The sequence below is a fragment of the Parerythrobacter lutipelagi genome (genome assembly GCF_005434975.1).
In the GTDB taxonomy this organism is placed as follows: Bacteria; Pseudomonadota; Alphaproteobacteria; order Sphingomonadales; family Sphingomonadaceae; genus Parerythrobacter_A; species Parerythrobacter_A lutipelagi.
The window spans coordinates 606,713-621,897 of sequence record NZ_SKCJ01000002.1; the positions used below are offsets into that span (position 1 = coordinate 606,713).

At 61.7% G+C, this 15,185-nt stretch carries 13 protein-coding genes; 10 read left to right on the top strand and 3 right to left on the bottom strand.

Going from position 1 to position 15,185, the window contains the following annotated elements:
* Positions 1-22 precede the first annotated feature (22 nt).
* The gene (locus E0502_RS11285) at positions 23-538 is read left to right on the top strand and encodes a DUF3617 domain-containing protein (RefSeq protein WP_161593771.1); all 516 of its coding nucleotides are present in this window, start codon (positions 23-25) and stop codon (positions 536-538) included.
* Between the two features lie 69 nt (positions 539-607).
* Here E0502_RS11285 and greB read toward each other — a convergent pair whose 3' ends face one another.
* On the bottom strand, positions 608-1,090 hold the full coding sequence (gene greB / locus E0502_RS11290; protein WP_137678106.1) for a transcription elongation factor GreB: 483 nt from the start codon (positions 1,088-1,090) through the stop codon (positions 608-610).
* Positions 1,091-1,115: 25 nt separating this feature from the next.
* A complete protein-coding gene (locus tag E0502_RS11295; protein WP_137678107.1) occupies positions 1,116-3,062 on the bottom strand; it encodes a lytic transglycosylase domain-containing protein in 1,947 nt (648 codons plus the stop codon).
* A gap of 94 nt (positions 3,063-3,156) precedes the next feature.
* Here E0502_RS11295 and dapA point away from each other — a divergent pair, with 94 nt between their 5' ends.
* Entirely contained in the window at positions 3,157-4,038 is an 882-nt protein-coding gene (dapA, locus tag E0502_RS11300; protein WP_137678108.1) for a 4-hydroxy-tetrahydrodipicolinate synthase, read from the top strand.
* Here the strand turns inward: dapA and E0502_RS11305 are convergent.
* Complete coding sequence (locus tag E0502_RS11305; protein ID WP_240049028.1) at positions 4,035-5,159, bottom strand: succinylglutamate desuccinylase/aspartoacylase family protein; 1,125 nt, start codon at positions 5,157-5,159, stop codon at positions 4,035-4,037. The genes dapA and E0502_RS11305 overlap by 4 nt on opposite strands.
* A 64-nt stretch (positions 5,160-5,223) precedes the next feature.
* Between E0502_RS11305 and smpB the strand changes: the two genes are divergently transcribed.
* From smpB to E0502_RS11345, 8 genes are all read left to right on the top strand, one after another.
* Positions 5,224-5,706: an SsrA-binding protein SmpB gene (smpB, locus tag E0502_RS11310; protein ID WP_137678109.1), complete on the top strand. Its 483-nt coding sequence runs from the start codon at positions 5,224-5,226 to the stop codon at positions 5,704-5,706.
* 125 nt (positions 5,707-5,831) lie between these two features.
* Entirely contained in the window at positions 5,832-6,425 is a 594-nt protein-coding gene (locus E0502_RS11315; protein ID WP_420813504.1) for a DUF2062 domain-containing protein, read from the top strand.
* Positions 6,422-8,878: a response regulator gene (locus tag E0502_RS11320; RefSeq protein ID WP_137678110.1), complete on the top strand. Its 2,457-nt coding sequence runs from the start codon at positions 6,422-6,424 to the stop codon at positions 8,876-8,878. The genes E0502_RS11315 and E0502_RS11320 overlap by 4 nt, the downstream gene beginning before the upstream one ends.
* A 109-nt stretch (positions 8,879-8,987) precedes the next feature.
* Complete coding sequence (locus tag E0502_RS11325; RefSeq protein WP_204517957.1) at positions 8,988-9,581, top strand: phage tail protein; 594 nt, start codon at positions 8,988-8,990, stop codon at positions 9,579-9,581.
* Between the two features lie 106 nt (positions 9,582-9,687).
* A complete protein-coding gene (locus tag E0502_RS11330) occupies positions 9,688-11,190 on the top strand; it encodes a DUF4139 domain-containing protein (RefSeq protein ID WP_137678111.1) in 1,503 nt (500 codons plus the stop codon).
* A gap of 13 nt (positions 11,191-11,203) precedes the next feature.
* Entirely contained in the window at positions 11,204-12,865 is a 1,662-nt protein-coding gene (locus E0502_RS11335; RefSeq protein ID WP_137678112.1) for a DUF4139 domain-containing protein, read from the top strand.
* A 139-nt stretch (positions 12,866-13,004) separates the two neighbouring features.
* Positions 13,005-14,066 (top strand): recombinase RecA, encoded by a 1,062-nt coding sequence (gene recA / locus E0502_RS11340; protein ID WP_137678113.1) that lies wholly within the window; start codon positions 13,005-13,007, stop codon positions 14,064-14,066.
* Positions 14,067-14,264: 198 nt separating this feature from the next.
* Positions 14,265-15,095 (top strand): class I SAM-dependent methyltransferase, encoded by an 831-nt coding sequence (locus E0502_RS11345; protein ID WP_137678114.1) that lies wholly within the window; start codon positions 14,265-14,267, stop codon positions 15,093-15,095.
* The last annotated feature ends 90 nt before the right edge of the window (positions 15,096-15,185 follow it).

The following is a 15,185-nucleotide window of genomic DNA, read 5'->3' on the forward strand; positions in this document are numbered from 1 at the left end:
TTTCGAGGGAAAGGTCTCACTGATGAAGTATTCGATTGTAGCCGTAGCAGCACTGGCTTTGCCACTCGCGGCGTGCGGAGAAGGCGGCCCGCTGGGCGGGGGCGATGTGAAAATGCAGGGCGGCAAGTGGTCCAACACCATGGTGATCGAAAAATTCGAAATCCCCGGTGCGCCGCCGGAAGCAGCAGGCCTGTTCCAGGCGATGGTTGGCCAGGAGCAGACGACCGAAGAATGCCGCACCGACGAAGAGATGCAGAAGGGCCTCGACGAACTGGCTCAAGGTCCGATGGACAACAACGAGGATTGCACCACCGAATCGATGGATGTCGGCGGCGGCAACATTTCCGGCAAGGTCGTGTGCAAATCACCCACCGGCGGCAGCGCGACAATGGTGATCGACGGTTCGCATACCGATTCGTCGATGGACATGACCATGACGGTCGACATGGAAGACCCGACCATGCCCGGCGGCAAGGGCACGATGGTGATGAAAGTCACCGGCCAACGCCTGGGCGACTGTGACGCGTCGGCGGGATAAACTTACAAAGCGAAATTGTTGGGCCGGGCTGGCAGTGACCCTGCAGCCCGGCCTTTCCATGTCCGGCAGCTAGTCGGGGTATTGCACTGCAATAACTTCCCATTCTTTCGTGCCGCCGGGCAAGCGCACGGTGCGAATATCGCCAACCGCAGCGCCGCGCAAAGTGCGGGCCAGCGGGCTCGACCAGCCAATCCGGCCAGCGCTGGCATCCTGCTCGTCATCGCCGACGATGCTTATGGTTTTGCGGGCATCATCCTCGTCAGCCAGTTCGACGGTCGCGCCGAAGAACACCCGCGACTTGTCTGGCTGATCTGCCGGATCGAGCACCCGGGCCGACTTCATCCGCCGCGCCAGGTGCTTCAACTCACGGTCGATCTCGCGCATTTTCTTGCGCCCGTAGATGTAATCGCCGTTCTCGCTCCGGTCGCCATTCCCGGCGGCCCAGCTGACAATCTCGACGATCTCCGGACGTTCCTTGCCGAGCAGATGGTCGTAGCGCGCCTTGAGCGCGCGATAACCCGCCGGGGTTATCGGGTTGGTCCTGCTTTCCATCGGCTTGAGCCTCAGGGCCAGCCGGTCAGGGCAGGTAGTGCTTCACGTCGCGCTCTGCAGCGCGTGATTTGTCAGGGTGCATATTGGCATAGGTCACCGCGTTGCCGATCACCCGCATAACGTAATATCTGGTCTCGAAATTGCTCGGGATCTTCTCGATCCAGGTCACCCAGTCGACCGCGCCGGTGCGCGGGTCACCGTTGAGGCGCAGCCACTGGTTCACCCGCCCGGGACCTGCGTTGTATGCAGCAATCGCCAAAGGATAGGCCCCGTTGTACCGGTCCATCAGCCGCGCGAAATGGGCATCGCCAAGACGGATATTGTAGCTCGGGCTCGAGGTCAGGTTGGCGGACATGTACTGCACGCCGATCTTGCCCGCTTCCTCGCGCGCGGTGCCCGGCATGAGCTGCATCATGCCGCGCGCACCGGCGTGGCTTACCCGGTTGCGATCGAATTCGCTTTCCTGCCGCGCAATCGCATGAACCATGGTCCAGTTCGAGCCCGAATGGGTCGCTACGGTGGGATAGCCGAGCCGCTCGAAACCGTTCAGGCCGTGCTCGCCCGCAGTCATTCCGGCAACAACAGCCATCTCGTCGAGCCCGGTCTGCTGCCACAGATCCGCAACCATCGCCATCTCTGCCGGTGTTCTCGCCTTGTCGGCAAGCGCTTCGAAGAAAGCACGCTCGGTCCGCCAGTCGCGGCGATTGTTCCGCAATGCCCGGATTGCGCGCGTGACCGGATCGGCATCGAAGCCAGCCCGCTGCGCTGCGCTGTGCGGCACGGCCGGGATGGGCGCAAAGCCTGCTACACTGCGTCCCAGCTCGGACAGTCCAAGCTGGCCATAGTAATAATCGGGATATTGCGCAGCGAGGTTGAAGTACCGTTCCGCCTCTGCCGTATCGCCCGCCTGCCTGGCGGCGCGACCGGCCCAGTAAAAACCTTTGGAGCGGGTCAGCGGGGTTTTCGCGGCGGTGCCATAGCGATAGAACAACGGTGCTGCTGTGCGCCCGTCGCCGAGCGACCACAGCGCCTTGGTCCCGCCGAGCCACATCAGGTCGGTGTAGCGATCCCGCAGAACGAAGGAGCCATCGGAAACATCGTAATTTGGCGGAAACAGATCGTCGACCGATCCGGCGATGCGGGCCGCGGTGCCGGCACCCGACGCCTTGGCCACGCCCAACATTTCACCGACGAATGCTTCGGGATTGAGCGCGGGGCGGGTGAATGGGGCGCGGTTGGTCAGTAGCTCTGCGGCGCGCGATGTCTGACCTGCCGAACGGTGATGCTTGACCATGTCGTAAACAAAACCTGGATCGGCGAGGCCGCCCGGCGGCGTTACATGAGGTCCGCCGTCCTGTGCCGCAAGCCGGGCTGCGGGCAGGGCACGGTCGTTCATCGCGATCCGAATCATCTGGCGGCTCGCCCCTTCGCGATCGCCCTGCCACAGCAGCGCATCCATCCGCGCGCGCTGATCGTCAGGTCCGAATTGCGACCCGTAAAGCCCCTCGAGATAAAGCTCTGTCGGGCCGCTCATTGTTCCGCCCTGCCATGCTGCACGGGCAACGGCCGATGCTTCCGGGCGCGCCAATGATGCGAGCGCGAGGGCATAACTGGCGCGGGCCGGATTGGTCAGCGGCGGATTGCTGTCAAAAAACGCCACGATCTGCGCCGGCGGCACGGTGCTGTCTGCAAGAGCGTTCTCGGCCTTGCGCTGCAACTGGTCCTGCTTGGGGAAGCCGGGATAGGCGAGGATGAAGCCGGCATAGTCGCCGAACGCCATCGAGCCGGACTTGTTGAGAGCCTCCCACCGGGAAATTGCCTGATCGATTTGTGCCGGTGCGCGGGCGACCATGTCGGCCTGCGCACGGTCCCAACTGGAATAATCCTGCGCCGCCAAAGGTGTCGAAGCGGCGACCAGCGGGGCTGTCAGAGCGGCGATTGCAATATAGGGTATACGGTCCATGCTGGACATAGTGGTGCGCGGCTCCTTATCAGGCGCTGAACGAGGCGCCCGGTTGTGGTCTTTTCTTGCCGCATTCCATGCGCATAAAGCGAGGTAGAAGCAAATGTTCTCAGGGTCGATTCCCGCTCTTGTGACCCCGTTTCGCGACGGGACGTTCGATGAGAGCGCTTTTCGGAAGCTGGTCGACTGGCAGATCGAAAACGGCAGCAAGGCGCTGGTCCCTTGCGGCACGACCGGTGAAGCCTCGACTCTGTCCAATGCCGAGCATCACCGTGTGGTCGAAGTCTGCATCGAACAGGCGGCGGGCCGTGTGCCGGTGATCGCCGGCTGCGGTTCGAACGACACCCGCAACGCTTTGCTGCACATGAATTTCTCGAGCAAGGCAGGCGCAGCGGCGGGGCTCTGCGTCGCGCCTTATTACAACCGGCCGAGCCAGGCGGGGCTGATCGCGCACTTTAGTTTTCTTGCCGAAAACAGTGATTTGCCGATTGTTCTTTACAACGTGCCGAGCCGCACTGTGACTGACATCGAAGACGAGACCGTGGTCGAACTGGTCAAGATGTTCCCCGACCGCATCGTGGCGATAAAGGATGCCAGCGGCGACCTTTCGCGCGTTGCCGATCACCGGATGGGCCTCGACCATGAATTCTGTCAGCTGTCGGGCAATGACGAATTGTGGCTGCCGCATTCGGCAGCGGGTGGTGCGGGCTGTATTTCGGTAACGGCCAATGTCGCGCCCGCACTCTGCGCCGAATTTCACGCGGCGATCGCTGCCAACGATCTTGTCAAGGCGCGCGAGATCAACGACCGCCTGTTCCCGCTGCATTACGCGATGTTTTCCGACGCCAGTCCCGCGCCGGTCAAATATGCACTGACCCGCGTGCATGACTGGGTCGAATGCGATGTCCGCCTGCCGCTGGTCAACGCCAGCGAAGCGAGCCGCAAAGCGGTGGACGAAGCACTGGAGATTGCCGGGCTCGTTTAGATAACCTCGTCCTCGTCGAGCAGAGGCTCTGCGGGACCGTCGGGATCGCTGGCAAGAATGGCTTCTGTGATCGTGTCGATGCGTTCTCCTGCGCGTTCGGGGTGAGCGACTTGCGCGATGTGGAACAGCGCATCGCCCTGATGCACCACGGGCAGGGTGGCGTGGCCGATGATGATGCCGTCGGTCGTGGCGACAATATCCTGCGCATCCTCGCCAAACAGCCCGCCAACGGTTGCGAGCAGATCGCCCGCGCGTACCGGGTCGCCTGATTTTCTGACCCGGTGAGTCACCCCGCCGCGCGGCGAGCGGACCCAGCTCGACTTGTTAGCGCGGGACGGAATACCGACGACCGAGAGACCGTCATCCGCCTCGATCATGCCGATATGCGCCAGCACGCGCAGCACCCCGCCGACCCCGGCTTCGATCGACAGCCGGTCGAAGCGCAGCGCTTCGCCGGTTTCCATCAACAGCATCGGCACGTCGCACGATTGCGCCAGCGCCCGCATGGACCCGTCCCGCAAAGGGCTCTCGATGATCACTGGGGCGCCGAACGCCATGGCCAGTTCGACCAGATAAGGGCTGCCCGATGCGATGCGGATCTGCGGCAGATTGTAACGGTGCACCGCAGCCGAATGGATATCGATCCCCAGTTTCGAGCGCTGGATGACCTCGGAGAAAAACGCGTATGCGAACTGACTGGCGAGCGATCCCCCGGCACTGCCCGGAAATGAACGGTTGAGATCGCGCCGGTCGGGCAGATAGCGGGTCTTGTTGAGGAAACCGAAGATGTTGCTCACCGGTACCAGCAGGACGGTACCACTGATCATCTCGGGCGAGAGATGCTTTGCCAAACGCTGGATTATGGCGGTGCCGATGATCTCGTCGCCATGGATCGCTCCGCTGACGAACACCACCGGACCAGGCTTCGTACCGTGCAGCACGCGCACCGAAAGGACCGATTCGAAGCCCGTCGCCATGGTCGTCACGGGGATCATGACATCTGCCGTTGTGCCTGCCGCAACAAAGGTGCCGCCAATTTCGAAATCGCTGGTTTCCATGCGTGTCCTGTCGTCTGCGCCGTGCCGTTCGTTCGCGCAGTAATGGTCATGTCGGCGGGGCATTTGGCAAGCGGATTGTGCGCGGCTCTTTCCTTGGCGAAGGCAAGCCACTACATGGCCCGCAATCATGGCACGTCCCAAACCCATCGCATTCGACAAGCAGAAGACCGTTGCCGAGAACCGGCGCGCACGGTTCGATTACAGTATCGAGGACAAATACGAAGCCGGCATCGCGCTGCACGGGACCGAAGTCAAAGCACTGCGGGCGGGCCAGGCCTCGATTGCGGAAAGCTATGCCGAGGTGCGCGACGGACAGGTTTGGCTGATCAACGCCAACATCCCGGAATTCAGCCACGGCAACCGCAACAATCACGAACCCAAACGTCCGCGCAAACTGCTGCTCCACGAACGCGAGATTTCGCGCATGACCGGGGCTGTCGAACGCAAGGGGATGACGCTTGTGCCGATGAGCATCTATTTCAACGGCCAGGGCAGGGCGAAAATCGAGCTGGCTTTGGCCAAAGGGCGGCAGGCGCAGGACAAGCGCGAATATGTCAAAGACCGTGACTGGAAGCGCGACAAGGCCAGGCTGCTGCGCGAGAAAGGGTGAATCTTTCCAATTCACCCGCTGGTCATTGCGAGTGCGGTATCCATATTGACCATGATGACCGCTCTGCCGAAATCCCTCCCGCCTGGCTTGCGCTTTGATGCGAACAGGCGCAATGCGCGCGCAACATGATGGCTGCCAAACGCTCCAAAACCTGGCTTGCGGATCTGATCCGTAAACACACGCCGACGCGTGACGAAATGGCGCGCAACAAATACCTCAGGCCGATTGCGCACCGCTTTCTCTCGCCAGAATTGTGGCGCTTCACCCGCCGGTCTGTGCCGCGCGGCGTTGCCCTGGGCCTGTTTGCCGGCTTTATCATTCCGGTCGGCCAGATTTTCCTCGCTGCATTCCTGGCACTTCCGGCCCGGGCCAACGTGCCATTGGCGGCGCTGGTTACGTTCATCACCAACCCGTTCACTTATGCCTTCTGGGTCGTTGCTGCGAACAGGGTGGGTGCCTTCGTCTTGAAGGTGGACAGTTTCGCCGGGGGGATGGCCAATGACGAGCTCGCATCCGGCCGCTGGTCGTGGGTAATCGAAGCGTTCGAAGTTGCCGGAGTGACCGCGTTCGGTTTTCTGGTAATGGCTATCGTCAGTTCAGCCGCCGGTTATGTGGCGTCCAGCTTCATCTGGCGGTTCATGGTTGCACGCAAACGCAGTAAGCGCTTGAAGCGACTTGAACGGCGGCTCGATGAACGGTTGGGAACCAGCAAGGGATGATGACCAGCGGGGAAGCGCAAGCGGAGCGCAATCCTGTCCTCATGATTGCGATTGCGGTGGCCGTCTTGCTGTCCGCAGGCATATTGTGGTGGCTTAGCGCAGACCTCATTCTCGTCGCGGCCTATGTCGCCGGGTTGGTTGTGCTGGCACTCGTAGCGCTGGCAGCGGGCCGCATGCTGGCCCGCGGCAAGGCCGAAGAACTTGCCCCGCCTGACTGGTCGGTCACCGTTACAGCGATCGAACAACCGGGGATGGCTGTGGCGATTACCGACCGTGCCAACCGGCTGACCTGTGCCAACACTCTGCACAGCGAGTGGTTTGGTGCCACGACCGCGCCGCCGAACCTGCCGGTGGACCGCGAATCGCTCGAACGACTGACCCGCACGGCGCGTGAAGCCTGGCGCGATGGCTCCGCCGATGCCGGGCAATTGCGCCGTGACGACGGCACGCCTGGCTGGCACGCGACAGCCGAACGGGCCGGGCGCGGCGAAGATTATCTGATCTGGCGGATTGGCAAGCTGATGGCAGCAGACCCGGCCGGCGAGATCAGCGGGTTGATCAGCGGACCGCTGGGCCAATTGCTGTCGCAGGCCGGGATCGAGACCGCGCTGGTCGGACCCGATGGTCTGGTCCGCGCAGCCGGGCCGGGCTTTGCACAGCGCGGGTCGGGCGATCCGTCGGCGACACTGGCCGGGCAGAAATTCGTCAGTTTCCTGCGGACCGACGACCGGGACCGGATGTTTTTCGCACGGGAGGGAAGCAAAGGGCCGCCGCAGACCCTCGTTCAAGTCCCGCTGCACGATCCGGATGCAGAGCGTATTCCGGGTGCAGACAAAGCCCCTTCGCTGATGCTCTTGCTGGAAAGCGGCGTAGGCATTGGGGGCGGCCAGGAAGGCCCCGGCGCCGCAGCAACGCCGCAGCTTGAAGCATTGCTCGGTGCGTTGCCGCTGGGTCTGGCAATGACCGACCGCGACGGGCGTTTCCTGTTCGGCAATCCGGCTTTCCAGCGCGCGATCGGACGTGACGGAAAAGGGATGCCGCAATACCCCTCCGACCTCGTGGTGCGCGAAGACAAGGGCGCTTTGGCGGATGCTGTCCGCCGCTTCGGCAAGGGGCCTGCATCGAGCGGAGACATGGCGGTGCGACTGCGCGAAGCCCCTGATGACCCGGTATCGCTCGGTCTGGCCGGTGTGCGCGGGCTGGGCGAGGCAGCGGTGCTGCTGAGCCTTGCGGATTCGACCGAGGAAACGAAGCTCAAGCGGCAAGTCGCGCAAGCGACCAAGATGCAGGCCGTTGGCCAGCTTGCCGGCGGTGTGGCGCATGATTTCAACAATGTGCTGACCGCCATCATCGGTTATTGCGACCTGATGCTGTTGCGCCATACGCCGGGCGATAGCGATTATGACGACATCCAGCAGGTCAAGGCCAATTCCAATCGCGCGGCCAGTCTGACCCGGCAATTGCTGGCGTTCAGCCGTCAGCAAACGCTGCAACCCAAGGTTTTGCAACTGCCCGATGTGGTCAGTGAAGTCAGCCAGTTGCTGAAGCGGCTTCTGGGCGAGAATATCGAACTCAAAGTCCGGCATGACCGCGATCTGGGTCCCGTAAGGGCGGACCCGCAGCAGCTCGAACAAGTGGTGGTCAACCTTGCGGTAAATGCGCGCGATGCGATCCAGTCACGCGGTGACGGGCGCGGCAAGCTGACGCTGGCGACCAGACGCGTGTCGGCGCGTGATGTGCGCGCGATGGGTTCTGACATCATCCCGGTGGCCGATTATACCGTTCTCGTGGCGCAGGACACCGGGGGCGGCATTCCGCCGGAAAAGATTGGCAAGATTTTCGAGCCCTTCTTCACCACCAAAGAGCAGGGCAAAGGGACGGGGCTCGGTCTTTCGACCGTGTACGGGATCGTCAAACAATCGGGCGGGTTCATTTTTGCCGACAATGTGCAGGCTCTGTCCGGCCAGGCGGAAGGCGCGCGTTTCACGATCTACCTGCCAGTGCATGATGCCCCCGAGATGGAAGTTGAAAGCGCCGCAGCCGAAGCCGAGCCGGATGCTGGCGGAGCCAGCGCCTGGTCGGGCGGTGGACGTATTCTGCTGGTCGAGGACGAGGACATGGTCCGCGCGGTTGCAGAGCGCGCTCTGGCCCGGTCAGGCCATACGATTACCACTGCGTGCGACGGTGAAGAAGGTCTTGCTGCGATCGCCAATGGCGGTGAATTCGACCTGATTCTGTCGGATGTCGTGATGCCGGGCATGGACGGCCCGACCATGGTCAAGGCGATCCGTCAGCAGCGTCCGGACCTGCCGGTGTTGTTCATGTCGGGCTACGCTGAAGAGCAGCTGCGCAAGGAAATCGACGTCGCGGACATGCACTTCCTGGCCAAGCCATTTTCAGTCAAGCAAATCGGCGACAAGGTCGGCCGGATCCTCGGCAAGGTCGCCCAATAGTAAAATCGGCAAATTTCTTTCCTGTTTTGCTTTGGATTATGATACACACCTCTTTGGGTCCGTTGATAACAAGAGCGTAAACGCCGGAAACGGAAAAAAGGGGATTACAATGAAATTGAGAGCCACACTTGCAGCATCGGCTGCAATGGTCACCTGCATGACTGCCGCACCGGCGAGTGCCGGAACTGACGCTTACATCGGCGAAGTGACGCCGGTTGCGTTCAACTTCTGCCCACGGGCGACAGCGCGAATGGATGGGCAATTGCTGGCCATTTCCAGCAACACTGCTTTGTTCTCGCTGCTCGGCACGCAGTACGGCGGCGATGGACGCACGACCTTTGCCTTGCCCGATCTGCGCGGCCGGGTGCCGATGCACCAGGGCACCGGACCCGGACTGACGCCCCGCCCGATCGGGCAGAGAAGCGGCACGGAAACGAACACTCTCAACACTACGCAATTGCCGAGCCACAATCACTCGCTCAATATCAACAACACCGCTCCGGCAGACAGCGGCAACCCGACCGGCAACCGCTTTGCCCGGTCGAGCACTCTGATCTATGAGGACACTGCAGCTGTGACCGGATCGATGGCATCCGATACGGTTGGTAACACCGGCTCGAACGCGGCAGTCAACAATATGCAGCCCTATCTCGTGATCAACTACTGCATCGCGTTGCAGGGCATCTTCCCGCCGCGCAGCTGACATTCGGCGAGCATTCAGAAAGACGGGCGCAGACCATGTCTGCGCCCTTTTTTTGTGCATCGTCCAATGGCACAATTCGGCAAAAGATCGTTCGGGAGAGCTGGAAATGATACGATTCACGCGAAATCTGAAGGGCTTCGGACTGGCTGCCGTCGGCGCCTCCGCGCTGGCGCTTGGGTCACAGGCGGCAGGGCAATCGGTGTCCGATCGTGATGAGACCGCGCAAGGCGATGTCGCGGTCACGATCTACAACAACAATCTCGCGCTGGTGCAGGATGTGCGGCAGATCAACATTCGCCAGGGCGAAAGCAAGATCGAGTTTCCCGATGTGTCGGCTCAGATCCGGCCTGAAACCTTGAGCTTCTTTGCCGCCGATACGACGATTGCCGAACAAAACTTCGATTTCGACCTGCTGACCCCGGTCAAGATGATGGAGAAAGCCATCGGTCAGACGGTCACGCTGGTGCGGACCAATCCGGCGACCGGGCGTGAGACGACCGAGCGGGCGAAGGTGCTTTCGACCGCTGGCGGCGTGGTGGTGCAGATCGGTGACCGGATCGAAGTGCTGCGCGATGACGGGCTGCCGGTCCGCGTGGTGTTCGACCGGGTGCCGCCGAATCTGCGCGCGCGCCCGACGCTTTCCGTCAACCTGCTGAGCAGTCGTTCGGGCACGCGGCCGGCGTCGATCCGCTATCTTACGCCGGGGCTCGGGTGGAGCGCGGACTATGTCGCGCTGTTCGACGATCAGCGCGGGACGACCGACATGCAGGGCTGGGTCACGCTGACCAACAACACCGGCACCACCTTCCATGATGCTGATACCTTGCTGGTCGCGGGCAATCCAAGTGGAGGCGGGCGGCGGATGAGCCGGGGGATGCTGACACCGGGGACGGAAAACTCCGGCCGCGAGCAAGTGGGCGATTTCTATCTCTATCCGATCTCTGCGCGCACCACGATTGCCAACGCCCAGACGAAGCAGGTGAGTTTTCTCGACGTGCAGGGGGTTCCCGCACGCAAGGTTTACCGGCGTGAAGTCGGCTGGCTGGCGAACGAGCGGGCACCCACCCCTGCCACAACGGAGATCAGCTTCTCGACGTCGCGTGATCAGGGACTGGGTGATGCTTTGCCCGCTGGCACGGTGCGGTTCTACCAGCGCGACCAGCAGGGCACGCCGCAGTTCATCGGCGAAAGCGGCATCGGGCACACTCCGATGGGCAGCGAGCTGTCGCTGCGGACTGGCGAAGCGTTCGATATCTATATCCAGGCCGAGACGGAGAAACGTGAAGAGATTACCGCAGCCGAGTGGGAGAGGTCAGCCCGTTACCGGGTGTTGCGCGATGGCGAAGTGGTAGAGCAGATAGATGTCGAGCGGCCGAAGAAATTTTATCGCACGACCATTCGTTACACGCTGACCAATGCCAAGAGCACGGCGGTCGAAGTCGATCTGGTTCAGTCCGGCCTGATGCGCAGCTGGTGGGCGAGCGACTACCGGATCGTCAGCGAAGACATTGCGGGCATGCAGATCAATGCAGACCGGCGCAAATGGATCGTCCCGGTCCCCGCCGAGGGCGAACGTGTGATCCGCGTTACCTACGAGAGTCGTTACTGATCGGGCGATGTGCATGACGCGACTTGCGGCCCTGATCCTTGCCATTGTGGCGCTTTGCCCGCCGCTTGCCGCGCGCGAGACGGTCGAGGCGTCCGTGGCGGAAGCGATTTCGATTACAGTCTATCGCGATCCCGATCGCGGCCAATGGAGCGAGATGAATCGCGACATGCCGCGCGGTTTCGCGATGATCAGCGAGACGCGGACAGTCACGCTTCCCAAAGGTGAATCGACCATCCGTTTCGATGGCGTGGCGGAAGGCATGGTCGGCGTTACCGCAATCGTCACCGGCCTGCCGGGCGGGACGATCGAGAAAAACCGCAATGCCGAAATCCTCTCCCCCGCCGCGCTGGTGAACGGTGCGCTGGGCAACCGGGTCACGATTACGCGGACCAATCCCGCGACGGGCAAGACGGACAGCGCCAGTGCCATTGTCCGCACGCGGGCCGATGGCGGCCTGGTGCTACAGACGGGCGAAGGTTTCGAAGCGGTGCGCTGCGCCGGTCTGCCGGAAAAGCTCACCTTCGACCGCGTGCCTGACGGTCTTTCCGCCAAGCCGGTGTTCTCGATCGACACAAGCGATCCGGTCGGCGGCACCTATCAAGTCACGCTGACCTATCTGGCCTGGGGCTTCGACTGGCAGGCGAATTATGTTGCAACACTGGGCGAGGGGAATGGCGGTGGGAAGGGCGGTGGGAAGGGCGACGGGACCTTTACCATGCGGCTGCTCAGCTGGCTGACGGTGCTCAATGACAACGGGCAAAGCTTCGTGGATGCCGATCTGCAAGTCGTCGCTGGAACGTTGAATGTGACGAGCAATTTCCGCGCGCTGTCGCAGGCTCCGCGCGGCGAGCCGCTGCGTCTCACTTGCTACCCCATAGGCAGCACTGCGCAGGGATCGCCGGTGCCCTATTATGACCGCGACCGTAGCCCCGGCAGGCCAATGCCGCCCCCGCCAGCCATGGCAAGCTTCGCAGATAGCATTGTGGTTACCGGCGCGCGCTTACAGCGCGAAAAGATGGAAACGGCTGCCCCAGTAGCCGTCGTTTCGGCGGAGGAAGAGGATCTCGGTGATCTCAAGCTCTACCGCGTACCGATGCAAGTCACCGTCGCGGCCAAGGGGCTCAAGCAGGTTGCGTTTCTCAACAAGGACGAGGTCGAGGCGCGGTTTGTCTATACCTTCCGGTGCGAGGGCGATCTCGCCTTTCTGCCTGAAGATGAAGGCGGGCTTTTTCAACCAGCGCAAATGTTGCTGGTTACGAAGAATGAGACGGAGAAGGGGCTTGGCGTCGCTTTGCCTTTGGGTTCGCTCACGGTGTTCGAACCGGGCGGGAACGGCATCCAGCTGGTGTCGGAAATCAGTCTGCGCGATTACGCGGTCAATCAGGATGTCGAGCTGGAAATCGGGCGCAGTTCGCAAGTGTTTGCGCAATGCCGCCGGCTCGGGCCCCAGCCGGACGAGGACCGGCCAAACCGGTGGAGAACCATCAGGACTGCGATCACCAACGCCAATGATCATTCGATCCGCGTGTGGGTTCCTGTCGCTATCGCAGGCTCGACCGAAGCGCGGTGGCGGGGCAAGGAACAAAAGCTCAAGGACGGCACCTGGATCGTCGAACTGGACCTGCCGGCCAACTCCCGCCGTGAATACGACTGGCAGTCGCGATACACGCGATAAAGGGTCCGAAACCTGCTGATTTGCCGCTCACGGGCAAAAAAGTTTTGTTCCACTCTTGTTCTTTGAGAACAAACTGCGTACACACTCGAACAGTTGAAGAGTCGGGCAGCCGCCCTAGGCAACTGATGGAGGCCATGTCATGGCAGCGAATCTCAAGCTGGTAGAAGGTAAGGAATCGAACGTGGACCGTCAGAAAGCGCTCGACGCAGCGCTCGCACAGATTGACCGGGCATTCGGCAAGGGTTCGGCGATGAAGCTGGGCTCGAAAGAGACCATGAATGTCGAATCGATTTCCACCGGCTCGCTCGGTCTCGACATAGCGCTGGGAATCGGCGGCTTGCCCAAAGGGCGGGTGATCGAAGTTTATGGGCCGGAAAGTTCAGGCAAGACCACTCTCGCCCTGCATGTGCTCGCCGAAGCGCAGAAGGCTGGCGGCACGGTTGCATTTGTCGACGCAGAGCACGCGCTGGACCCTGTCTATGCGAGGAAGCTCGGGGTCGATATTGACGAGCTTATCATCTCGCAGCCCGACACGGGCGAACAGGCGCTCGAGATTACCGATACTCTGGTCCGCTCCAATGCGGTGGATGTGCTGGTGGTCGACTCGGTTGCCGCACTGGTCCCGCGTGCGGAAATCGAAGGCGAAATGGGTGATAGCCATGTTGGCCTGCAGGCCCGCCTGATGAGCCAGTCGCTGCGCAAGCTGACCGGTTCGATCAACCGCTCGAAATGCATGGTGATTTTCATCAACCAGCTGCGCATGAAGATTGGCGTGATGTACGGCAACCCGGAAACCACCACTGGCGGCAACGCGCTGAAGTTTTACGCTTCGGTCCGCCTCGACATCCGCCGGATCGGCCAGATCAAGGACCGTGACGAAGTGGTGGGCAACTCGACCCGCGTCAAAGTGGTCAAGAACAAGGTTGCTCCGCCGTTCAAGCAGGTCGAATTCGACATCATGTACGGCAAGGGCATTTCCAAGACCGGCGAAATCCTTGATCTCGGCGTCAAGGCCGGGTTGGTCGAAAAGTCGGGTTCGTGGTTCTCCTATGACAGTGTCCGCATCGGGCAAGGCCGCGAAAACTCGAAGAGTTTCCTCGATGAGAACGTCGAGATGCGCGACAAATTGGAAGCCGCCATTCGCGGCCGCACCGATGAAGTCGCCGAAGAGATGATGGCAGGCCCTGACGCGGAGGACTGATCTCTCACTCTTCAAGCGGGCCATCCGTCCAGTCGGCCCGAATAAACGGAAAACCGGCGCGAGCATCCAACTGGGGGCCGCGCCGGTTTTTCGTTGGTTGACTTGTCGTGTGCCGCAAACCCATAGAAGTAGCGATTTGCAACGGACGATCTGGCAGCAGCCAGAAAACCAATGCGGCCTGCACCGGTGGGATAGAACATGACGACAAAACTCGATTGGCAAGGGCGCGTCGGGCACAGCTGGGCTGCGGAATGGCGCCGGACCGATCGAAGTTTTGGCGGGCTGACAGAACATCTCTTGGGCAAAGCCAGGGCACGCTCGGTCTATCAGGCTCTGGATGTTGGCTGCGGGGCTGGCGAACTGTCCATGGCCATTGCCCGTGAGCACGCGATGGCCGAAGTTGTCGGCCTCGATGTCTCGCCGGAACTCATCGAAGTTGCCAAGGAAAGAGCCGGCTATCTCTCCAATCTCGACTTTGCCGAGGGCGATGCGGCGAACTGGGTGCGTGACGGATTTTCGCCGGACCTCCTTATGTCGCGTCATGGCCTGATGTTTTTCGAACAACCCGTGGCTGCATTTGCCCACCTTCGTTCGATCTGCGCACCGGCTGCACGGCTGGTCTTCTCGTGCTTCCGGAGTTTCGAAGAGAACCCGTGGGCCGAACGCGTGGCCGGTTGCTTGCCCGGCGGTACCTTCGTGCCGCCAGATCGCTTCTCTCCCGGCCCGTTTGCCTTTGCAGATCGCGCGCATGTCGAAGGCATTCTCCACGATGCGGGCTGGACGGAGATCATGTTCGAGCGGATCGACTATGCATTCATCGCGGGCGCCGGAGAAGATGCGGTGGGCGACGCGCTGGAATATTTCCAGACCATCGGGCCGGCGGCGCGTGCCGCAGCGGGGCTTGGTCCCGAAGACAAGTCGAGGTTCCTCGGCAGTCTTGGTCGATATCTGCGCCAGAATGATGACGGGGGCATTATTGCCTTGCGCGCAGGGGCATGGGTTGTGACCGCCAAGGCACCAATGCAATAGACCAAAAACTGGACGCGGATCGCCAGGTCCGGCGACAGAGAGCGATTTAATCGACTTGTCGCACGGCGAGCGAAGCCTTAACTGCCCGAC